The organism is Halobacillus ihumii, from assembly GCF_902726645.1.
Taxonomy (GTDB): domain Bacteria; phylum Bacillota; class Bacilli; order Bacillales; family Halobacillaceae; genus Halobacillus_A; species Halobacillus_A ihumii.
Genome location: NZ_CACVAO010000001.1, coordinates 3781653 through 3802403, shown reverse-complemented (window position 1 = coordinate 3802403; position 20751 = coordinate 3781653). Strand labels below are relative to the sequence as shown.

Annotated in this window: 28 protein-coding genes; 9 read left to right on the top strand and 19 right to left on the bottom strand. The window is 41.3% G+C overall.

Annotated elements, in window-relative coordinates; translation table 11 throughout:
- Window positions 1–339 precede the first annotated feature (339 nt).
- Both G6R08_RS19040 and G6R08_RS19035 read right to left on the bottom strand, forming a co-directional pair.
- Entirely contained in the window at window positions 340–792 is a 453-nt protein-coding gene (locus tag G6R08_RS19040) for a redoxin domain-containing protein (RefSeq protein ID WP_163530284.1), read from the bottom strand.
- 76 nt (window positions 793–868) lie between these two features.
- The gene (locus G6R08_RS19035; RefSeq protein ID WP_079529683.1) at window positions 869–1411 is read right to left on the bottom strand and encodes a peroxiredoxin; all 543 of its coding nucleotides are present in this window, start codon (window positions 1409–1411) and stop codon (window positions 869–871) included.
- A 323-nt stretch (window positions 1412–1734) separates the two neighbouring features.
- Here G6R08_RS19035 and G6R08_RS19030 point away from each other — a divergent pair, with 323 nt between their 5' ends.
- Complete coding sequence (locus G6R08_RS19030) at window positions 1735–2583, top strand: mechanosensitive ion channel family protein (RefSeq protein ID WP_163530282.1); 849 nt, start codon at window positions 1735–1737, stop codon at window positions 2581–2583.
- Window positions 2584–2648: 65 nt separating this feature from the next.
- Here the strand turns inward: G6R08_RS19030 and G6R08_RS19025 are convergent, their stop codons facing one another.
- From G6R08_RS19025 to cbpB, 5 genes are all read right to left on the bottom strand, one after another.
- Window positions 2649–2894 (bottom strand): YkuS family protein, encoded by a 246-nt coding sequence (locus G6R08_RS19025; protein WP_163530280.1) that lies wholly within the window; start codon window positions 2892–2894, stop codon window positions 2649–2651.
- 70 nt (window positions 2895–2964) lie between these two features.
- Window positions 2965–4083, bottom strand: coding sequence for an N-acetyldiaminopimelate deacetylase (locus G6R08_RS19020; RefSeq protein WP_163530278.1), 1119 nt, complete (start codon window positions 4081–4083; stop codon window positions 2965–2967).
- Between the two features lie 60 nt (window positions 4084–4143).
- Entirely contained in the window at window positions 4144–4863 is a 720-nt protein-coding gene (gene dapD / locus G6R08_RS19015; protein WP_163530276.1) for a 2,3,4,5-tetrahydropyridine-2,6-dicarboxylate N-acetyltransferase, read from the bottom strand.
- Between the two features lie 72 nt (window positions 4864–4935).
- Window positions 4936–6426 carry an MDR family MFS transporter gene (locus G6R08_RS19010; protein WP_163530275.1) on the bottom strand — a complete coding sequence of 497 codons (1491 nt, stop codon included), beginning with the start codon at window positions 6424–6426 and terminating at the stop codon, window positions 4936–4938.
- Window positions 6427–6501: 75 nt separating this feature from the next.
- Complete coding sequence (gene cbpB / locus G6R08_RS19005) at window positions 6502–6951, bottom strand: cyclic-di-AMP-binding protein CbpB (RefSeq protein WP_163530273.1); 450 nt, start codon at window positions 6949–6951, stop codon at window positions 6502–6504.
- 254 nt (window positions 6952–7205) lie between these two features.
- Between cbpB and trhA the strand changes: the two genes are divergently transcribed.
- From trhA to G6R08_RS18980, 5 genes are all read left to right on the top strand, one after another.
- Window positions 7206–7841, top strand: coding sequence for a PAQR family membrane homeostasis protein TrhA (gene trhA / locus G6R08_RS19000; protein WP_163530271.1), 636 nt, complete (start codon window positions 7206–7208; stop codon window positions 7839–7841).
- A gap of 239 nt (window positions 7842–8080) precedes the next feature.
- Entirely contained in the window at window positions 8081–8938 is an 858-nt protein-coding gene (locus G6R08_RS18995) for a metallophosphoesterase (RefSeq protein ID WP_163530269.1), read from the top strand.
- Window positions 8939–9014: 76 nt separating this feature from the next.
- A complete protein-coding gene (locus G6R08_RS18990; RefSeq protein ID WP_163530267.1) occupies window positions 9015–9593 on the top strand; it encodes an SCO family protein in 579 nt (192 codons plus the stop codon).
- Window positions 9594–9669: 76 nt separating this feature from the next.
- A complete protein-coding gene (locus G6R08_RS18985) occupies window positions 9670–10137 on the top strand; it encodes a YkyB family protein (RefSeq protein ID WP_163530265.1) in 468 nt (155 codons plus the stop codon).
- A gap of 109 nt (window positions 10138–10246) precedes the next feature.
- Window positions 10247–10468, top strand: coding sequence for a hypothetical protein (locus G6R08_RS18980; RefSeq protein WP_163530263.1), 222 nt, complete (start codon window positions 10247–10249; stop codon window positions 10466–10468).
- 13 nt (window positions 10469–10481) lie between these two features.
- Here the strand turns inward: G6R08_RS18980 and G6R08_RS18975 are convergent, their stop codons facing one another.
- The 4 genes from G6R08_RS18975 to G6R08_RS18960 all read right to left on the bottom strand — a co-directional run bounded on the left by G6R08_RS18975 (window position 10482) and on the right by G6R08_RS18960 (window position 13524).
- Window positions 10482–11387, bottom strand: a complete 906-nt coding sequence (locus G6R08_RS18975; protein ID WP_163530261.1) for a chemotaxis protein — start codon at window positions 11385–11387, stop codon at window positions 10482–10484.
- 99 nt (window positions 11388–11486) lie between these two features.
- Window positions 11487–11888 carry a hypothetical protein gene (locus tag G6R08_RS18970; protein ID WP_163530259.1) on the bottom strand — a complete coding sequence of 134 codons (402 nt, stop codon included), beginning with the start codon at window positions 11886–11888 and terminating at the stop codon, window positions 11487–11489.
- Between the two features lie 55 nt (window positions 11889–11943).
- Entirely contained in the window at window positions 11944–12654 is a 711-nt protein-coding gene (locus tag G6R08_RS18965) for a DNA alkylation repair protein (RefSeq protein WP_163530257.1), read from the bottom strand.
- Window positions 12655–12669: 15 nt separating this feature from the next.
- A complete protein-coding gene (locus G6R08_RS18960; protein ID WP_338035449.1) occupies window positions 12670–13524 on the bottom strand; it encodes a patatin-like phospholipase family protein in 855 nt (284 codons plus the stop codon).
- Window positions 13525–13695: 171 nt separating this feature from the next.
- Between G6R08_RS18960 and G6R08_RS18955 the strand changes: the two genes are divergently transcribed.
- On the top strand, window positions 13696–13881 hold the full coding sequence (locus G6R08_RS18955) for an H-type small acid-soluble spore protein (RefSeq protein ID WP_163530255.1): 186 nt from the start codon (window positions 13696–13698) through the stop codon (window positions 13879–13881).
- A 283-nt stretch (window positions 13882–14164) separates the two neighbouring features.
- Here G6R08_RS18955 and G6R08_RS18950 read toward each other — a convergent pair whose 3' ends face one another.
- The 3 genes from G6R08_RS18950 to G6R08_RS18940 all read right to left on the bottom strand — a co-directional run bounded on the left by G6R08_RS18950 (window position 14165) and on the right by G6R08_RS18940 (window position 16296).
- Window positions 14165–14944, bottom strand: coding sequence for a class I SAM-dependent methyltransferase (locus tag G6R08_RS18950; protein ID WP_163530253.1), 780 nt, complete (start codon window positions 14942–14944; stop codon window positions 14165–14167).
- 112 nt (window positions 14945–15056) lie between these two features.
- Window positions 15057–15551, bottom strand: a complete 495-nt coding sequence (locus G6R08_RS18945; protein ID WP_163530251.1) for a hypothetical protein — start codon at window positions 15549–15551, stop codon at window positions 15057–15059.
- Between the two features lie 55 nt (window positions 15552–15606).
- Window positions 15607–16296 carry a Type 1 glutamine amidotransferase-like domain-containing protein gene (locus G6R08_RS18940; protein ID WP_163530249.1) on the bottom strand — a complete coding sequence of 230 codons (690 nt, stop codon included), beginning with the start codon at window positions 16294–16296 and terminating at the stop codon, window positions 15607–15609.
- Window positions 16297–16638: 342 nt separating this feature from the next.
- Here G6R08_RS18940 and G6R08_RS18935 point away from each other — a divergent pair, with 342 nt between their 5' ends.
- Together G6R08_RS18935 and G6R08_RS18930 are read left to right on the top strand one after the other, a co-directional pair.
- The gene (locus tag G6R08_RS18935) at window positions 16639–17028 is read left to right on the top strand and encodes an SET domain-containing protein (RefSeq protein WP_163530247.1); all 390 of its coding nucleotides are present in this window, start codon (window positions 16639–16641) and stop codon (window positions 17026–17028) included.
- Between the two features lie 186 nt (window positions 17029–17214).
- Window positions 17215–18510: a hemolysin family protein gene (locus G6R08_RS18930; RefSeq protein ID WP_163530245.1), complete on the top strand. Its 1296-nt coding sequence runs from the start codon at window positions 17215–17217 to the stop codon at window positions 18508–18510.
- Window positions 18511–18655: 145 nt separating this feature from the next.
- Here G6R08_RS18930 and G6R08_RS18925 read toward each other — a convergent pair whose 3' ends face one another.
- The 5 genes from G6R08_RS18925 to G6R08_RS18905 all read right to left on the bottom strand — a co-directional run bounded on the left by G6R08_RS18925 (window position 18656) and on the right by G6R08_RS18905 (window position 20709).
- Window positions 18656–18931: a hypothetical protein gene (locus G6R08_RS18925; RefSeq protein WP_163530243.1), complete on the bottom strand. Its 276-nt coding sequence runs from the start codon at window positions 18929–18931 to the stop codon at window positions 18656–18658.
- A 90-nt stretch (window positions 18932–19021) separates the two neighbouring features.
- Window positions 19022–19498, bottom strand: a complete 477-nt coding sequence (locus G6R08_RS18920; protein WP_163530241.1) for a hypothetical protein — start codon at window positions 19496–19498, stop codon at window positions 19022–19024.
- A gap of 2 nt (window positions 19499–19500) precedes the next feature.
- The gene (locus tag G6R08_RS18915; RefSeq protein WP_163530239.1) at window positions 19501–19695 is read right to left on the bottom strand and encodes a helix-turn-helix transcriptional regulator; all 195 of its coding nucleotides are present in this window, start codon (window positions 19693–19695) and stop codon (window positions 19501–19503) included.
- Window positions 19696–19874: 179 nt separating this feature from the next.
- Window positions 19875–20045: a hypothetical protein gene (locus G6R08_RS18910; RefSeq protein WP_163530237.1), complete on the bottom strand. Its 171-nt coding sequence runs from the start codon at window positions 20043–20045 to the stop codon at window positions 19875–19877.
- Window positions 20046–20151: 106 nt separating this feature from the next.
- Window positions 20152–20709: an isochorismatase family protein gene (locus G6R08_RS18905; protein WP_163530234.1), complete on the bottom strand. Its 558-nt coding sequence runs from the start codon at window positions 20707–20709 to the stop codon at window positions 20152–20154.
- Window positions 20710–20751: the final 42 nt, after the last annotated feature.

The window sequence follows — 20751 nt, the reverse complement described above, 5'->3', positions numbered from 1 at the left end:
GCAATCGAAATAAATTTCCACCTATTTGAGATAATTTTTGAAAATTTCTTCAAATTTATTTTTTTGTCCAGCTGGAAGAGTGATGTTTGTTTAGGCTGAATCTCACTTGCTTGAGGGAGATTACATGAGCGTTTGGGCATAATCGCGCTCACTTGGGGGAGAGCTCACGTGCGTTTGGCCGAATAGCACTCACTTGGGGAAGAGCTCACGTGCGTTTGGGCCGAATAGCACTCACTTGGGGAAGAGCTCACGTGCGCTCGGGCCAAACCGTACCCACTTAGAACTCAATAAAAAAAAGCAACTCCCCCATTTTACGAAGGGAATTGCTCATTATGACAGTTATTTCTGATTGACGCCAAGTACACGATTCACACGCTTGCGGAGCATTTTCATGCCGCCACCGCCTGCTTGAAAGTGTCTCAAGTTACCTTCTTCATCAAACACGTAATAAGCTGGTACATATTGATTCTCGAAAGCATCTGTTAAGGCGTGTTGATTATCCACGTAGATCGGCTGCGTGATGCCATGTTCTTCAGCGACCTCTTTAATCTGTTCAAGATCTAAATCTTTCTCAGAACGAGGCATATGAACAGCTACCACATTTAAATCATCACTGTATTCATCTCTAAATTCATTCACATTAGGCATTGCTTCTTTACATAGTCCGCAGCTAACAGACCAGAAGTGAATCAATGTCGGTTTATCACCTGTCAAGTCTTCCTTAGAAAGAGCATCACTGTTAAACCACTCTGTTGCTTCAGGAAGATCAGGCATTGGTGTTCTTAAACGCATTTGTTCTTCCTCCTATCTATACTTTTATCGAAAAAGGTCTAACACTTAAGTTAGACCTTTGGGACCTTATTTCAACTTAAAGAGTTTCTTGACCTGGCTTCCAGTTTGCTGGGCAAAGTCCACCAGTTTGAAGAGCCTGCAGGACGCGAAGTGTTTCATCAACGTCACGGCCGATGTTGTTGTGGTTCACCACTTGGTACTGAAGTTCGCCTTCAGGGCTGATGATGAATAGACCGCGAAGTGCAACCCCTTCTTCTTCGATAAGTACTCCGTAGTCTTTCGCAACCTGATGATTTGTATCCGCTGCTAGAGAATACTCTAGATCGCCAAGACCATTGTCTTCACGGGACGTGTTAATCCATGCTAGGTGAGTGTGGATTGTATCTGTGGAAACACCCACTACTTCTGCATCAAGATCTTCGAATTCATCGAAGCGATCAGAAACAGCTGTAATTTCTGTCGGGCACACGAATGTGAAGTCCATTGGATAGAAAAATAGAACCGTCCACTTATCGTTCTTCATGTTTTCTTCTAGTGAAACTTTTCCAAATTCCTTATTCGGTAGTACTGCATCCATTTCAAAGCGAGGTGCTTGTTTTGCTACCATGCGTTCTGCCATTATAAATCCCTCCAAAATGTTTTATAGCATTGATATAAATGTTCTGCTAACTAGCACATAATATAGTATAACGAGATATTTTATTAGAGTCAATCTAAAGTAATAATAAATCTAAACTAGTTTAGAACTCCAATAAAAAGACATATATTACTAACATGTGCCTTCCCAGTTCTCATTAAACATGATTTGTTGAGGAAAGTAAAATAATAAGCTTATCTAGCATTTCGACAAAATCTCATATAAAAAACGGAAATCATTGAAACAGCTAGTGACTTTCCGCTATCATATAAAAAGAACATGATGACCATGAAAGGAGTTTGCTTATGAATTTGTTTGAAGAAGGATTTGAATTCAATCCTTCTGTGGTCGTGGAATGGCTGATCACAGGCGGGTTGCAAATACTAGTTATTCTGATCGCATTTGCTATCATCAGTCCTTTAGGGAAAAAAGCGATCGAAGCAGCGATTGGCAGAATGGGAAAACAGCGTAAACTAAGTGAAGCACGTACGAAAACACTGGAGAAGATTTCGGTGAACCTTTTCAGTTATGCGCTGTTATTTGTCTTAATCGTAATGATATTAAGTGCCATAAACATTAACATCGGACCGCTTCTGGCTGGTGCTGGAATTGTTGGTCTGGCGATTGGGTTTGGAGCTCAAGGGCTAGTGTCAGACATCGTTACAGGCTTTTTCATTCTATTAGAACGTCAAATCGAAGTGGATGATTATGTAACCGCTGCGGGGTATGATGGAATCGTAGAAGAAGTCGGAATTCGCACGACAAAACTACGAGGCTTTGATGGAACCCTTCATTACATTCCTAATCGCAATATCGCAGGAGTCAGCAACCATTCTCGCGGAAATATGCGCGCACTAGTTGACATTGGCATTGGCTATGAAGACGACATGGATGAAGCCATTGAAGTTCTCTCAAAAGTGGCCGAAGACTTTGCGGAGGATCCTCGTTTTAAAGAAGGTCCTAGCGTACTTGGCGTTCAGAGCATTGGCACATCTGATATCGTTATTAGAATCTTAGGCAAGACGGCCAACATGGAACAGTGGGGCGTTGAACGAGATATGAGGAAAGCAATTAAGGAAGCACTCGATGCAGCTGGCATTGATATTCCGTATCCACATCAGGTCAACGTGGACAAGCAGCCAAAAGCAAATTAATTTAAAAACCCCGGACTTTTAGGAGTCCGGGGTTTGCTATGTATAGAGGGGCCTCCCCTCTATAGTCAAGATGAAAAACAGTTGTCTACTTCCTGACACACATCATCGGCTGTACGGCCGCGGGCATCAATGACCACACCATTCGTAGCAGCGTTCTGGATTCCCATAACGTCGCGGTCTTGTCCAGAGATCACGCAGCAATCACAGCCTTCAGCATCTTGACTGTTTTGTAAGGTCACAAGGTCATACCCTTTTTGCTGCAGTGCAGCACGAATGTCGCTTAAATTTTCTTCAATGGCTACTTTTTTCACGCGAAATCCTCCTCATTTATAAGAATCACGTGGTTATTATTGCCAAAAGAACCGTGATTATGCATGAGGGTTACAATTGACGCAGTCCATTGACTACAAGACGTGCTCCAATCGCTAACGCTTCTTCCTTAGGAGCCAAGTGTGACGTGTGAAGTCCTGACTGCGAATCCACTCCAAGCCAGAACATGAAACCTGGAATCTCCTTTAATAAGTATCCGAAATCTTCCCCAGTCATCGCTGCACTTGCTTCTCGATAAGTTACGCCTGAATCCTTTGCGATCGCTGCAAATTTATCAACGTAATCAGGGTTGTTCTCGACTTGATAATAGTTCGAACCATAATCAATTGTGGCGGAACAATCATGAGCTATTTCTATGCCCGCAACGATCTTTTCAATTTCAACTTTCACACGATCCATGGCTTGCGGTGACATCGTCCGAATCGTTCCCTCAAGCCTGGCCTGTTCGGCAATTATATTTTGCACACTGCCGCTGGTAATCTTGCCGACTGTAATCACAGCACTATCAAGCGGATCAACTCTGCGGGCGACAATTTGCTGCAGCTGTGTCACGAGAAAGCTTCCAGCCACGATCATATCCTTCGTTAAATGCGGGTAAGCCGCATGTCCGCCTTGGCCTTTTAAGTCAATAAATAATTCACTCGTGTTGGCAAACAGCAATCCAGGCCGGGACGAAACGACTCCTGCCGGCAATTCTGGAGCGATGTGCAAAGCGAATATAACGTCTGGCTTAAATCGTTTCATCGGTTCTGAGCGCAGCATCGGCTCAGCGCCGCCAGGGCCCTCCTCTGCCGGCTGAAACATAAAGACGATATGATTGTCCGCAGGCTGATGAGCTAACGACTCTAAAGCAGCGAGAGCAATCGTCATATGAAAATCATGGCCGCATGCATGCATCTGACCCTCGTGTGTGGAAGCATAAGGGTACCTTGTTTCTTCCGTTAAAGGCAGCCCATCAATATCGGTACGATACCCAATTGTTTTTTTCGGGTCCTGCCCTTCTACTTTTACAAAAATACCTGTTTTCCACGTTTCCACCGTTATGTGCTCTTGAGGCAATTCGTTAATAATCGATAATAAGTAAGCCTGTGTTTTCACTTCTTGAAAGCCGAGCTCAGGGATTTTATGCAAATCTCTGCGTATTTGGATGAGTTCCGAATCTTTTAACATTCACTAAGCCTCCTTTTATAGGAAAGACCTTGCTTTTTAAGTAGCAAGGTCTTAAGAAAATTAGTTATCGAGTTTGCGGAGTTCTTTCTTAATCTCTGTCTTCGATTTCGTTTGATCATCAATCTTCTTAATCACTTTGGCTGGTGTCCCGGCAACTACCGTATTCGGAGGAACATCCTCGGTTACAATCGCTCCGGCTGCGACTACTGAACCTTTTCCAACCGTCACTCCTTCAAGAACGACCGCGTTAGCCCCGATGACTACTTCGTCCTCGATCACAACAGGCTGTGCGGAAGGTGGTTCAATTACACCTGCTAAAACAGCTCCAGCGCCGATATGGCAGTCTTTTCCGACAGTTGCACGACCGCCCATGACGACGTTCATATCGATCATCGTTCCTTCTCCAACTACGGAACCAATGTTGATAGAAGCGCCAATCATGATGATTGCACCGTCACCGATCTCAACCTGATCACGAATAACAGCACCAGGCTCAATACGAGCGTTTACTTTTTTCGTATCCAATAACGGAATCGCTGAGTTTCGGCGATCACTTTCAAGCACGTAGTCTTCAATTTGATCGTTATACTTCTCTAGTAGTGGTTCAATTGCTTTCCATTCTCCGAAAAGAACCCCTGAATCACCAGTAATAAAGTCTCGTACATCATCACCAAAGTCCAGTGTTGAAAGGTCCTTTCCTTTCACATAAACTTTAACAGGTGTTGATTTTTCACTATTTGAAATAAATGAGATAATCTCATTTGCATCCATTTGTTTCATATGTATCCTCCTTCAGGCACGTAGTTAATTACATTCTTTACTTTATCAAAGCACTGTTATCGTGACAAGAATTTATGTCTTATTTCCCTTTGGCAATTGTAAAATTAAAATCAGGCTGATGATCGCTAATACCAGCAATCCAATGTAGACGAGCTGCAAACCAGACGTCAGTCCATCTTTCAAAACGTGCAGGGCCTGTTCACTTAACTCACTTCTGCTTTCCTGATTTAATAACAAGTTCGTCGAATCCACAGAGAACTGATCGTTTAAATGAGAGGCATTCAAAGCAGCCTGAATTCGGTTATTGAGCAGCCCGCCTAACAGCGCGGCTCCAACCGCACTGCCGAGTGTTCTCATAAACATATTTGTAGCAGTAGCGATTCCTCGCATCTCCCACTTCACAGCATTCTGAATGGAAACGATAAATGACGTCGTGGAAAGACCCATTCCAATTCCAATAAACAAGGAGCCCATGGCCGCAAATACCGGACCGCGTTCAGGTGACAACAAGGAAAAGATCCCCCCGCCAGCAATGAGCGAAATACCGCCAAGAATCGAAGTGGCCCGAAAGCCAATCGTTAAAATCAGTCTTCCCGCTAACGTTGACGCGATCGGCCAGCCAATCGACATTGTCGTCAGGGTAAACCCGGCCACTGTTGCCGACTTCTCCATCACCCCTTGCACAAAGGCCGGTAAATAACTGGAAACGCCAATTAAGATCATTCCAGAAGTCAGTGAGGTTAAATTGGCGTATTTAATCGCACGCACCCGCCAAATTTCAAAGGGCATCATCGGCGAGGATGCTCTCTTTTCATGGAATATAAAGATGATAAAGCTACTCATGGCCAGCACGATTAAAATTCCCATTTCACGAGACAGCCAGGGGATACCCACCCCGCCTTCCACCAAAATCAGCATGGAGAGACTGACCGCCACCATCGTTAACAATGAACCGACTAAATCGACCGATTGCTTCTTCTGTGTTTTGTCTTCTTTGAAAAACAAGACAATTCCGATGATCGCTAGTAACCCAAGTGGAATATTCATCCAAAACACGTAAGGCCAGCTTAATACATCCACAAAAAAACCACCTAACAGCGGTCCTGATACAGCTGAAATCCCCCAGACGCTGGACAAATAACCTTGAATTTTGGCGCGTTCTTCTTTCGTGTACAGATCTCCAACGATCGTCGTGGCAATCGGCATTAAAGCACCGGCTCCAAGCCCCTGCACTAACCGCGCCGCAATTAAAAATAACATTGTCTGGGACAGTGCAGCCATCGTGGACCCTGTCAGAAACAATCCGATTCCGATCAGAAATATCGGCTTGCGGCCTACAATATCGGCGAGTCTTCCGAACAGAAGTACTGTAGCGGCATTTGTAAGCAAATAAGCAGAGAAAACCCAACTGTACAAACTGAATCCGCCTAAATCCGCTACAATACTCGGCATAGCTGTAGACACGATCGTTGCCTCAATCGCCGCCAGAAACATCGCCAGCATGATTGAGGCCAATACGAGTCCGCGCTTTCGCTTTTGTTGTAATTGCTGAACTTCCTCCATACGCCATCATCCCCAGACAAACAGAAGACGCCTGCAAGAGGCGCCATTCTTCCATATATTTGAGTTATTTTTTCACTATACTCTTTTCCATGATTCATGATAATGTTTGCTGAATTGTTTTAAAATGGTTCTCCTCGTAATTATCCCGTCAAATTCTCCTTCATCATTTGTAACACAAATAAAGGGATGATCAATCAATTTGTGTAAAGCGTCAATCATCGTATCATTTCGATGCAAACACGGAACACTTTCATCGACCACTTCATTCACTGTCATATCATTCAATCGATTCAATTCAAACTGTTCGAGCCCGAGCGTTTCTTCAAGAATGATTGTCTTGCTGATGGTTCCCTTAAATTTGTACATTTTATCGACGACAGGTACAGCCGAATAGCCGGTTTTCACCAGAACGAGCAAAGCATGATCTAATGGATTCCCTATCTGAACATGAGCGACTTTCTCTGCTGGAATCATTAACTCTTCAACTAATGGAATTTCAAGCTTTTTACTTTGTACACTTACCATAAACACCACTCCTTTTTGGCAAACAATTGAAGGAGCAAGAAATAACGCTCACACGCATGTAATCTAATAGTAACATAGATAGGAAAGTCAAACTAACGCAATATTCGACATTCTTTGACCCTTTAAACATGGTTTGCTCACCCTTCAATTACCCAGAATTCTTATGGAGGTAAACCTCATAATTAATTTAACTTTATAAAATGAGCTGAAGCGTCTATACTAAATAGAAATGCTTTAAGTAAGGATGAACGGACATGGGCACACACATTTTTTCAAAACGTGAAGAAATCGCAAACGCCATCACTCACGGTGTTGGGGCCATATTAAGTATAGCTATGCTCACTCTGCTTATTGTATTTGCCAGCTTAGGAGGAAATGCATGGGAGATCGTTTCCGTGACTATATACGGAATTACAATGCTCGTTCTTTATGTTTCTTCCACTCTTGTTCATAGCTTTCCCCAAGGAAAAGTCAAAGATCTGTTTGAAATCTTTGACCACTCAGCGATTTACCTATTTATTGCAGGGACCTATACTCCCCTGCTCCTCGTGCCGCTAAGGGGTACACTCGGGTGGACGTTATTTGGAGTAGTATGGGGAATTGCGCTTGCGGGAGTCATCTTCAAAATCTTTTTCGTTAAACGATTCGTCGTACTATCGACTGTATTTTACGTGCTCATGGGCTGGCTGATCGTTCTTGCCTGGGAGCCGCTCACCGAGGCTGTCTCCTCCACCGGGATTCTTCTCCTCGTGTTAGGCGGACTCGTTTATTCAATAGGTGCGATCTTTTACGTATGGCGAGGTTTTACCTATCACCATATGGTCTGGCACTTACTGGTGCTCAGCGGATCGATCCTTCATTTTTTCACCGTATTTCTTTATATTTTGTAAACTAGTAAAAAGCCGCTGTGCCATGCAGCGGTTTTTCTTATGGTTTTATCGGCGCTCACCTCCGGGCAAGGCCGGCGGTGAGCGCCTGTAAACATCATACCGTCGCCCCTTCCTATTTCGTCCTCCTGTCCCCGAATTTCTGTACATTTTCTATATTTTTTTCGCAGCCATTTATTCTTATCGAACAGAATGGAACGTGGTATAATAGCGGGAGTATTTATTATGAAGGGATTCTTCACATGAAATTAACACGACGCAGCTTCATAAAGAAATTTCTAGTAAGCGGATTAGGGCTGCTCGGACTAAGCGGCGGGGGCTATTACTATGCCCGTCATATTGAACCACACATGCTCGATAGGAAAGAGTATACGATCAGCCATTCAAACATACCGCGTTCGTTTAATGATTTTAAGATTGTCCAATTTTCTGATACTCATATTGGTTTTAATTATGACTTAACAGAATTTGAGCAATTAATTGATACAATAAATGCAGAGAATGCAGATTTAATCGTATTTACCGGTGACCTTGTAGATAAGCCGCACACGTATCGATTTGATCAGAGGATTCCACAGTTGCTCCAGAAACTGAAGACACCTTATGGAAATTACTGGATTTACGGTAATCATGACCATGGGGGATATGGAACGGAGACAGTAAAAGCTGTTATGGATGATGGAGGATTTCAATTGCTGCAAAATAGTGTGGCAATGGTCGATAATGGACAGGATAGCTTCGCACTGGCTGGTTTAGATGATGTAATGCTTGGATCACCCAATATTTCAGCAACTACTGCTCAAATTGAGGGGGATCCTTTTACAATGCTGCTCGTACATGAGCCTGATGTAGCAGACCAGATGCAGCAACATGGGATTGATATCCAGCTGTCCGGCCATAGTCATGGCGGTCAGATTCAACTTCCATTCGTAGGAGCGCTCGTCACTCCGCCTTATGCAGAGACCTACATTGAAGGAAAATATACGATTAGTGAGCTTCTCACCCTCTATGTAAGTAAGGGGATTGGAACAACCCGCCTGCCGTATCGATTTATGTGCCGTCCTGAATACTCAGTTTTTCACCTCCAAGCAAAGCTTTAACATTTTTGTGACATTGCCTGAAAGAAGCTCGGTACATGATAGAATAAAAGAACTACCAGTTGATGGAGGATAAATTATGAAGAATTTCATATTGTTCACTTTTCTAGGTGGACTGCTATTTCTAACAGCATGCGGCTCCCCAATTGAAGAAAATATGTCCCGAGAAGTGGGCGAATTTACCGCTACGACGCAAAGTGGTGAAAAGATGAACTTACCCGAGGATCTAAAAGGCGACTATTGGATAGCTGATTTTATTTTCACAAGTTGTGAAACCGTATGTCCGCCGATGACAGGAAATATGTCGCATTTACAGCAGCGTTTGAAACAAGAAAATCTTGATGATGTAAAACTTGTATCATTTTCCGTTGATCCCAAACACGATACTCAGGAGAAACTCAAGGAGTTTGCGGATGCCTATCAGCCCGATTACGATCAGTGGAGTTTTCTAACCGGCTATACATTCCATGAAGTTAAGGAATTATCGATTAAATCGTTCCAATCTCCTGTCTCAAAAATGGAGGGTTCTAACCAGGTGGCGCATGGGACAAGCTTTTATTTAGTTACACCTAAGGGTGACGTGATTAAACAGTACAGCGGGATGAAAGCGGCCGAAATCGACCAAATTATAGCAGATTTAAAGAAGTTAAAGTCATAGACAATTTTGCAAAATAGACCATTCAGCCATGATATTCATACAATGGTCATGTAGTCGTCTAGAAAGGAGAACATTGATGAGAGAAAAACAGTTGTCCAACCGTGAACTTGCCGAATCACTATTTATCGTCAATCGGCACGCGAAAACCGCCCCTGAACCTAAACATCTTTATGAAATTAAAAAATCAACCATTACTAAATTAATAAAGGAACGAAGAGCTAAAAAAATTGGCTTGCATTTTTCAGACCATCCTAAACTGAGTAAACAGCATTCCACACTTCTTATAGAGGTCGGTGGATACTATTTTCATATTCCAGCTGAAAAGAAAGATTTCAACCAGTTAAAGCACCTTGGCAAGGTAGACCAATCGTATCGCAATCCGAAACCAAAACTCTCCTTGTCGAGAGCAAAGCGAACGTTGTACAACTATTTAGGTTGGGACCACGAAAAGGCCCCTACTTCTTACTCACCTTCCTCCCATCCTAACCTGTCCATGCTTGGACAGCAGCATATTGCCCCGTGGAACCAGCGTCCCAAACGATAATTTAGAGATAAAGAGAGCCAGGCAACAGCCCTTACTCTCTTTTTTCAGACGATCCATGTTTCAAGACCTTCCAAATAAGGTATAGGTACCTTTAGGAGGGTGATTATTTATGACCATGAATCCTATGGACGATTTTCTGTATCAGCTTAATAAATATGTGGAATATTCTACGGAATTAAGATCTTCTTATGAACATTTAACAGAACATGAGAAAAGCATCATCCGAGAATCTCATCCGTATGGCTCTGAACCAGAAACGATCACTCAACAAGCTTATGACTGGCATGATACGCTGTTTAAAAAGGTGGAAAATGAAAAAAGCCGCTCCTAAGTGGAGCGGTTTTTCATTTTATATGCTGGTCAATGATCTTGATTAGTTCCACTATTTCAGGTTTTGAGATCTGGGCATCGGCCCCTGCGATCTCCCCTTTATGCTTGAGGTCATTCGTAATTAAGGACGAAAAAATGACGACCGGAAGTTGTTGAAGCTGTGGATCTTCCTTAATTCGACGGGTTAAATGGTGACCGTCCATCCGCGGCATTTCAATGTCTGTGATCACCAATTGATATTCTTCCCGTATGCTCTTCCCGTCAGCTGCCAGTTCAGCCAGATGATCATAGGCGGCCTTTCCATCTTCAAATGATGTCGTATGTATGTAACCAGCTTCCTCCAGTGTTTCTTGCAGCAGCCCGCGCAGCAACCCTGAATCCTCGGCAATAAGAATCTTTTTGTCAGAACGCTCCCGTGCACCCAGTACGCGAATATCAGCTTTGTTTAAGCTTGATTCCGGACTAATATCCGCCACAATCTTCTCAAAGTCCAGCAACAGCAACATGTCGCCCTCTTTTTTAATAACACCGGTAATTTCTGTCTCTAATCCTTGATACATCGTTCCTGGCTTTTCAATCGATTCCCAGGAAATACGATGAATCTGTGTAACCGTATGAACATGAAAAACGATTTTTGTTTGATTAAACTCAGTAAGAATAAACTTGTCCTGCTGCGGGTTGGCAGAACCCTCAAACCCTAATGCATGAGCAACGTCCACGACCGGGACAACCTCGCCCCTAATATCTATGATCCCCTCAACGGCTGGATGAGAGTGAGGAATTTTCGTAACAGGTACTAGATTTAATATTTCCTTTACCTTAATCACATTAATCCCAAACCGGCTTTCAGAAACACTAAACTCCACAATTTCCAGCTCATTTGTACCACTTTCTAATAAGATTCCTTGATCTTTCTGCATCCGCTTCCCTTCCCTCTCTATAAAGCTTCTAGTTAGGTAAATTATACCACAACTAAAGAAAGGAACGAACGTATTTTCCGCAGCAAAAGTTATATTTTTTTAAGCCACACGTTTCTTAGAGCGGACTCTCCATCTCACCATAATCACCTTCGTTATTCCAGCAATCACTCGAACCGCACCATAACTGCTGATCGCAAGCAAGCTGACAGACCAATAATAGGATGGCAGAAAGGTGGATTCCGTGCCCATCGCATAACGATCAACCATTTGCAGGAAACAAAATGCCAGAACAGCCGTAATACTGTACCCGAGCAACGTGAACCATTGCTTAACAAGCAGCCATTCCATAATCGGTTTGATCACAAACATGATGCTGGCTGTCAGCAGAAAGACGAGGACAAATTGAATATGCATGCCGTTCAATCCAAATATTTGCAATACGTCCTGATCAAGCCATTGAATGACTCGATCCAAGAAAGAAACATCCACCCATTGATTCATAATAGGACCCTCACTTTTGTGTAGTTACCCCCATTATGATCGTTGTGTTTCCAATCTATACCTTTTCTGCCGCAGGATATAACCCCTTATTTTTCATCCACTTCAGCCCTTCTCTCCTACTTAAAGGACGTAACTCTGTTGATTCGATAAAAGCAATCACAGACTCAGGGGCTGTTTTACTATACTCGCGCAAGATCCAGCCGATAGCTTTTTCAATGAAAAATTCCTTCTCGTGTTTTACCGTATGGATCGTTTGATACAACAGCACTTCGTCTGTCTGATCTTTAAATTTAAGCTGATTAAGCAGACTCGCTCTCCGCACCCACAGATGCTCCGAACGAGCCCAGCTTTCCGTAATCACAGGTAACTCCTCCCTATAATGCAGCAAATAGTTTCCGCACAAATTGCTGGAAATCATATCCACCGTGTCCCACCAGGGCTTTAACGTCAGTAATTGCTTATAAACCGCAATAGCTGAGACAGGAGGCTGTTTAGAGACTTTTTCAAGTAACGCGAGAGCTGCATAATGGCATTCTCTTTCTTCTTCTTGAAAAAGTAACAAAGCCGTATCCACTCGTTCACTATAGGTGATCGAAGCATGAGATTTCAGCCACTGCTTCACGAGCTTCGACCGCTCCGGCGTCTTGATTCCGTAAAAGGGAAACTGATTTTTCATATACTTCTCCATCGCCTCTTGCTGAGCAGGATTTCGATGAGACTTAAATTCGTTCACGATCGCGTCCTTAATCATTTGAGTTTGCTCCATGTGAGCCTCCTTCTGTTACGTTTGGATAAATTTTGCGAGCTGGTCACTTTGCTGCTCAGCTTCCTGATAACCTTGCATGTACAGCTGATGCAGACGCTGTCTGTTTTTCTCGATGCGGCTGACTTGCAATGGGGCTTGAGGGCGTAACACAAACACCTCGCCAGCTTCTTCCATCTGCTGAATTTTTCTCAGTGTCGCATTGTATTTTTGATGACGAATTCGTAAAGCATGTGCAAACTTCGGGAAATTTTTATATTTGCGGGTGAAATACCAATCCATTTTCATCCTTTTTTTAATATAACCGTCATTCCTCGTCAACACGATCACATGCTTCTTATTTCCCGATTCAATCGACGGATTGATCGGAATCGGATCAGCTATTCCGCCGTCCATAAGCTCTTCCCCTAAATAAGAAATACTTGGAGCTAGGAGCGGCAGCGAACTTGACGCCCTCATCACTTTAAGTAAGCTTGTCCTGTCAGGGAAATGGTTAAAAAATTGCGGCTCACCCGTTCGCATATTTGTCGTACCCACTACAAACTCTGTCGTTCGGGATAAAAAGGCGTCATAATCAAACGGCACAAGCTGATTAGGAAGCTTATCAAAAATAAAATCCATCCCAAACAACTGTCGCTCTGTGAACATCCGTTTGAACGATATGTACTCGGGATGATCCCCATAATTCACCATCACTTCATAATTCCTGCCCCGCTGCGCAGCCACATAAGAACTGCCATTACAAGCACCAGCTGAGGCTCCTACCACATAAGGAAAATGGATCGCTTCATCAAGAAAAAAATCAAGAACTCCTGCCGTATAAGCCCCGCGCATTCCTCCTCCTTCTAAAACTAAACCTGTTCGATCCAACACCGTCAACCTCCTTTTTCTATGTAAAAAATTATAACGCTCATAACCATTTCTTTGAAGTAATCCGAATTAAGCGCTACATCAATTATTTAAAAGGCGGCTGCTAAAAATATGTGCATACAAATGTCACTTCAAGCAAAAATTAACCTCAAACCAAAAGGAGGACTTTTACGTATGAACAAAGAACGCGCCAAAGAAATCTTCCACTCCCCCGAGATGATTGATGTCACTCACGAGGAGCGCCAAATCTATATTGAAGAAGTGATTGAAAGAAGCGAAACTGCCCGCATTCATCCTGTTGACCAGCCGAACGTTTATCAGGAAGTTCCTTTGTATGAATTGAAGGAGACAACACAGTAATTTAAAAAACATCCACTCCTAGCTCTAGTTAGGGTGGATGTTTTTGATTATTGAGTGGTTGAGGGGATGATTATGAAATAAGTAGTGATGATTCTGAAGTAACCGGCTGTGTTTCTTAAATAACGATAGGTGATTCTTAAATAACTTGGACGAATTCTTAAATAACTCACTAAGATTCTAAAATAACATTCGATAAGCAGGGATGCACGCGTTTGCCCCACATGTAAAACCCATTTCTTTTATATCAGTCATTCATTCCCTCGTTCCTTTATTAGAGCCGCAACTACCGGACTAATTTTATTGCCCTTGTTGCCATGAACGTTTTTATATACTTGTCCAAAACTCTAGTCCCGCCAAAATCGTCCTCATAAAAACCCGAAATGACAAACCCTGCATCGATTTGACCTTGAAGTTGATCTTCCAAAGTATGGGCATATTCGATGGTTTGATCAGAGTTAATAAAATCCTGAACATCTTCTTCTGACATATAATCTAACGTAGAGGAAGGGACAGGATGTTTTACATCAAGAATACCTTTTCTCTCCTGGCTATCGTCAAAAATCCATAGAAGAGGATTCGTAAACCCTGAAATCAGTATTCCATTATTTTTTAAAACTCTCGACGCCTCTCTCCAGACAGGCCGAACATCTTTTACAAACAAATTAGAAACTGGATGAACGATTAGATCAAAATATTCATCATCAAAATCACCCAAATCAGACATATCACCTTGGACTGTTTTCAAAGTTAACTGATCACGCTTAGCAACCTCTTCATCCTGCTCCAGCTGCTTGTTAGAAATATCGGTAACAGTAACATCCGCACCTGCAGCGGCTAGAACCGGGGCTTGTTGCCCTCCACCTGAAGCCAGGCAAAGAATTTTCAACCCCTTTAATGATGCCGGAAACCAATTTCTCGGTACTGATTTTTCTGTTGTTACAGTAACCTCCCACTCACCAGCTTTACTTTTTTCAATGACGTCACTGCTTACAGGTTTAGTGTAGGCAGCACCTTCTTCAACTTTTTTGTCCCAAGCATTACTATTATGTTGTGTAGTATCCATGGGTCATCACCCTTTCATAAAAATTCACTGCTTTTAGTATTCGATGTTGAGCCTTCATCGGCCTTTTTTATAAAAATTTACTCTTTGGTTGCGATGGCTTCAAAAGTAACTATTAAGTTCCTAATTCGTTTAGCAGCTTCTCACTTTCCATTATCAAATCGTTATAATTAATTCCTGTCCGCACCGATATAGCCACAAAGCCTGCTATTACTAAAGTGAGAATTATCCGAGACCACGCGGCTGATATATGTAAACTCTTGAGTGGAATATTAAATTTCACTGAGAAAACTTTGAAACAAATGCTGAATAGCAAAGCCAAAATTAAAGTCACCACTGTAGCAAAGGTTTCCTTAAATTCATATTCCAGTACCTCAATTTCGACTAATTTTTCGTTAGGAATATCCAGGCGCGATTCTCTTAGAATATATTGACTGGACACACTGCCTTTCCAATCATATTTCTCAATCATAATTCTATTGTCCATTTCTTCAAAATTAACACCAAAAGGAGCATGGTAGTTTCCAAAAGACAAATAATTAAATACAAAAAGAATTCCACAGAACATACAGATTTCGGCTACAAAGAATACTATTTTTCCCTTCTTCAAATCTTCTTCTCCCCCTCCAGCAAAAAAAGGAGAACCGTTAATTTGCGAGTTTAGACTAATTAGAACCAAGAAAATGTGTTGGCAGTACCTTCTCACTATCAGAATTAACTCTATAAGCTTTAGCATTTTTTCTTGAACTAACAATTTTATTTAATTCTTGATCAATATAATGAAGAGCAACTCCATCATCTCCCGCAATACCACCATACAACTTTTTCTCTTTAATAAATTTTTGATACATCGTTCTTCGTTCCGGTTCTCCATCGTAATGAGGACAGTTACTACCTTTTAGTAACCCTAAACATGTAATCGGTTCAAGACCAGTACCGTATGAGTCTGTTATTCCTTGCTCGAACCAACAAATAGATCCAGCACTAATACCGGCTAAGACAATCCCCTGTTCCCATGCTTGTCTCAACATGTTATCCAGCTTCCATTCTTTCCATAGAGCCAATAGATTTTTCGTGTTTCCTCCTCCAACATAAATAATATCCTTCTCTAGAATAAAAGTTTCTAAGTCTCTAGTAGGGGGATTATATAAAGAAAGATGAGAAGGTTCACACGATTGATTTTTAAAAAAGTTATAAAACCTTTTTATGTAATGATCTGAATCTCCACTAGCGGTAGGAATAAAACATATCTTAGGAATCGTTTTATTGGCCTGTTTTAATATATATGTATCTAGCAAAGGGGTTTCTGGTTCCATCGAAAAACCCCCGCCGCCTAACGCAATAATCTGCCGCATAAATTCGCTCCCTTTCAAGCCATTTGAAAATACGATAATGGGGTTGGGACAAAAATGTTTATATAAAATAAAAACCCGAACTAGGTAAAAACTATAATTGGTTCATATAAACCGCTGCGAAAATCTACTTCGCTAAAACGTTGTTCTAAACTAAATTCAAGAGTCACCTCCATTTTTCCTCCCCAATCAGTCTATTGTGTTTGTGAAATTTCATAATGAACTCTAAGTACAAATTAAGGAGTACAATACCTAAAATCGAATATTGCGACAATTGATTTCTTCCCTATAACCTGTCAAACTAAAGAACGAAAGATACAATGACAAGAGGACGAAGGTGAAATATTGATAGAAGTTAGAACTTCCACAATTACTGATGACGAATCTGATAAAGGCGTATTCGCCACTCGCGATATTGCAAAAAATGAACTCATTCACGAAGCACCAGTGCTTCCTTATCCAAATGAGGAACATAAGCATATTGAGAAAACGTACCTTGCCGATTATGCATTTGAGTATGGCAGTAACCACACTGCCTTTCTTTTAGGGTATGGTATGATGTTCAATCATTCGTATCAGCCTAATGCAGATTACAGGGTTAACTTTGACAACGACTCGTTCGATTTCTATGCTTATAAGGATATTAAAGCAGGGGAAGAAATCTTTATTAACTATAATGGAGAAGTTGAGAACGACTCCCCACTTTGGTTTAACGAAGAGGGAGAAGAGGAATAAATGATTGACCGAAGGATGCACCCATTCCCTGGGTGTTTTTTTATACCATCCTTTTTCACGACTCCTCTATTATCGATACTGAATTATTTTGAAACTAATCACAAAAATAGAAAAGTAACGTCATTTACTGTAAAATAAGAAATGGTGACGCTATCATCACCAACAATGATACAAAGGGGATATGTTATGGAAACGTCGATTAGGCTTGCAGCGGTAGCGGTGTTAATTTTTCTAACAGCGTTTTTCGTTGCAAGCGAATTTGCGATTGTAAAGGTAAGAAGAACACGATTAGAGTCAAGGGCAGCCGAAGGAAATAAAAAAGCCCTGAATGCTCTTCGGGTAACAGGCAATTTAGACTACTACTTGTCTGCTAACCAGCTGGGGATTACGATAACCGCTCTGGGATTAGGGTGGTTAGGTGAACCGACTTTGGAGGCACTCCTTCATCCCTTACTAGCTGGATTCGATTTACCTTCTACAGTTAGCCATACCATTAGTTTTATAATTGCATTCTTTGTCATTACCTATTTACATGTTGTACTGGGAGAACTGGCACCTAAAACAATTGCCATACAAAGGGCCGAACAGATTACATTAATGCTTTCGGGACCATTAATTCTCTACAGTAGAATCATGTATCCACTAATCTGGCTATTAAATGGTTCAGCAAATGCGCTGGTACGTTTATTCGGCTTTCACGCCGCTAAAGAATCCGAAGAAGTTCATTCTGAAGAAGAACTGCGTCATATTCTGTCGGAAAGCTATCAGCAAGGTGAAATCAATCAATCAGAATTTGAATATGTCGACCGCATTTTTGAATTTGACAATCGAACGGCAAAAGAAATCATGGTTCCTCGTACAGATATGTCTGTAGTTGATATCGAGGATCCCGTTGAAGAATCTTTACAATTCATGGACAAGGAGCGTTTCACACGATATCCAGTTTATCGTGATGATAAAGACCACATTATCGGTATTCTTCATTTAAAAGAACTGTTTTATAAAGACTGGAGCCAGGTCGAATCACTAGAGCCATACATTCGTCCTGTTTCGAAAGTTTTTGAAAATATACCGATTCATGATTTATTAATAAGAATGCAGAAAGAAAGGACCCATCTCGTTGTCCTGACGGATGAATACGGCGGCACATCGGGCATGGTCACGAGTGAAGATATAATTGAAGAAATTGTAGGAGATATTAGGGACGAATTCGACCAGGATGAAGAGCGAGAGATCACACCACTCGAGGATGGTTCCTATATTTTGGACGGGAAAGCTTCTATCCAATCCGTTAATGAATACTTCGACCTTGAACTAAAAAACGGAAGTGTCGATACTATTTCAGGCTGGATTTTAAATCAGAATATTGATGCAAAAGAAGGCACGACCGTCTCGCAGGAACTGTACCACTTTAAGGTAGCGAAAATGATTGACGATCAAATTAAAAAAGTCAAAGTGTGGTCAGCAAACGAATCACAGTAATTTTGAAAACATAAAAAAAGACCGAGTGTCAGCGCACTCGGTCGCAGAAACTGCCTTTGCTAACGGATAAGCAGCAGTTGAAAATAGTTAAGAAATAGTCACCTCACATTTCGGAGCAGCTGGCTATTTCTTTTTAATTTATTGTTCATTGTTCATTTTTCAATTCATCAACATACTTCTTTCCCTCTATTAGAGAAAGTCCTAGAGTTTCCCTCGTTCTTTTAACTGCTTTTATATCCTCACCCTCTGCGATAAGTTCGCGCAATTCGTTATTGATTGGGTTTTCCGGCAAGGTCATAGTGTTAGTGACCTGATCCAAAGTATATTTCAATCCCTTCACACGACCATCCAAATCAATAATCTTTCGAAGCAAATAAACGATTCCTGCTAGTAATGCTAAGTCTAAATAATCAAAAAACATCCAATTCTCCCTTCTGAATCCAATCATTCTTAAACATGTATTTCATCTATTATGGAGTAAAATCAACTTGACTCTTTTAAAAAAAAAGTTCTAATCATCCAATATTTCTCTATTTTTCTTATAAGAGCGTTTAAGCGAAATGTAGTCAAGCGTGAACATGAAGATCATAGCTAATACTGTTGGACCAATGATATCAAGAGCCTCCAACCAGCTGTCAGGGACACCTTTAGATATGAGAGTAAAAACAAAAAGTAATAAGCCAAAAAGTAAAACTTTTTTCAAATTAACCCGTCCCTGCCTAGTGTATTGCTTTTGATTGGAGACATTAGTATGTTCGATGCCCGAAATACTATAACGCACATATGTATAAATCATTACCCCCACTGCTGTTAAAAGGGCAGTAAACGTACCATTAGGAAATTCCCATTGTAACCAATAAAGATTCACAAATGAATACACAAACAACAGCCCCGTCGCGATCACTGCCGCTTCAGCTAAAAAATATAAAATACGAATACGTTTGTATTCATCATCAGGCAGAAGATAATTTAGAAAAGAACGCACCATGATTATAATTCCTCCCAAAAAAGATCATCCAAAGTTTTATCGAGTTCCCTGGCAATGGAGATACATAAATTTAAACTAGGATTATACTTGCCTTTTTCAATCAACCCAATTGTTTGCCTTGTCGCTTTTACCCTTTGGGCAAGCTGAGACTGGGTAAGTCCTTTTTCCACTCTTGCCACTTTTATTTTGTTCGTCATTAACTCACCTATCTTAGGGAAAATATATGTTTCATTATGTTATATATATATTACATTACCAACGCACTAAATTGCAAATAATGGTTATTAGTGGACTTGAAATTTTATAGAACAAAAGAGAGAGCAATCCCTCCATCAGGATTGCCCTCTTTTTGTAGCTAGCCTTTTGAAATAACTATCTAATCAAGGTAGGTAGAAAACTGGATTGAAAACAAGATAAGCAGCGTGATGCCCACAAGCAGTGAACCAATATGAAAGATTTTTTGAGTTCTGGACTCGTCTTTAAGCTGTTTGATCGTCACGAAAGGAAATAAGGTTAACAACACGCCAAATAGAAGAACTTGGCCCACTCCCACTCACTCCCTCATTACAATGGTTAAATAACTCTTGAACATCTTACATAAGCTAGATGAAAAAATAGGAGGTTCTTAATTGGCGAAGCTCCTTCCTTATAATCTACCGGTATTCATTGTGCCTCGGCTGAAATAAATCATCCTGTGCCCTTCTAACATCAGAAAAATTATCGACATTATAATGGCCATATAGAATTTCATTATGATGCATGATAATTTGCTCGGCAGACAACGTTGAGGAATCGGTCGTTGAATGACCATCCTGTACTAACGTGACATCAAAATGATTGACTGTGGCCGTCCTCACTGCTGTATCCACGCAATGTTCTGTTTTACACCCCATAATCACTAGGTGCTCTGCCTTTTTTTCTGTTAAATAGTTCAACAGCTGGGTTCCATAAAAAGAGTTTGTTGCTTCTTTATCAAAGATCTCCGCTCCATCCGGAATTTCTATGTCCTGGTGGATCTGAAACCCTTCCCCTTTGCCCTCTGCAACATCTTTATCTCGTATAAAAACAACTAATGATTCCGATTCTACCGCTTTATTGATAACCAAGTTGATATGTTCAACGAGCTTTTCTTTTTGAAATACAGCCTTTTCTTCCTCATTACCTTCCATTAATTCTTGTTGAGCATCGATAACTAACAAAGCTTGTTTCAATAGGATAACCCCTCTTCATTTTATTTTACATGCTGAAATCCA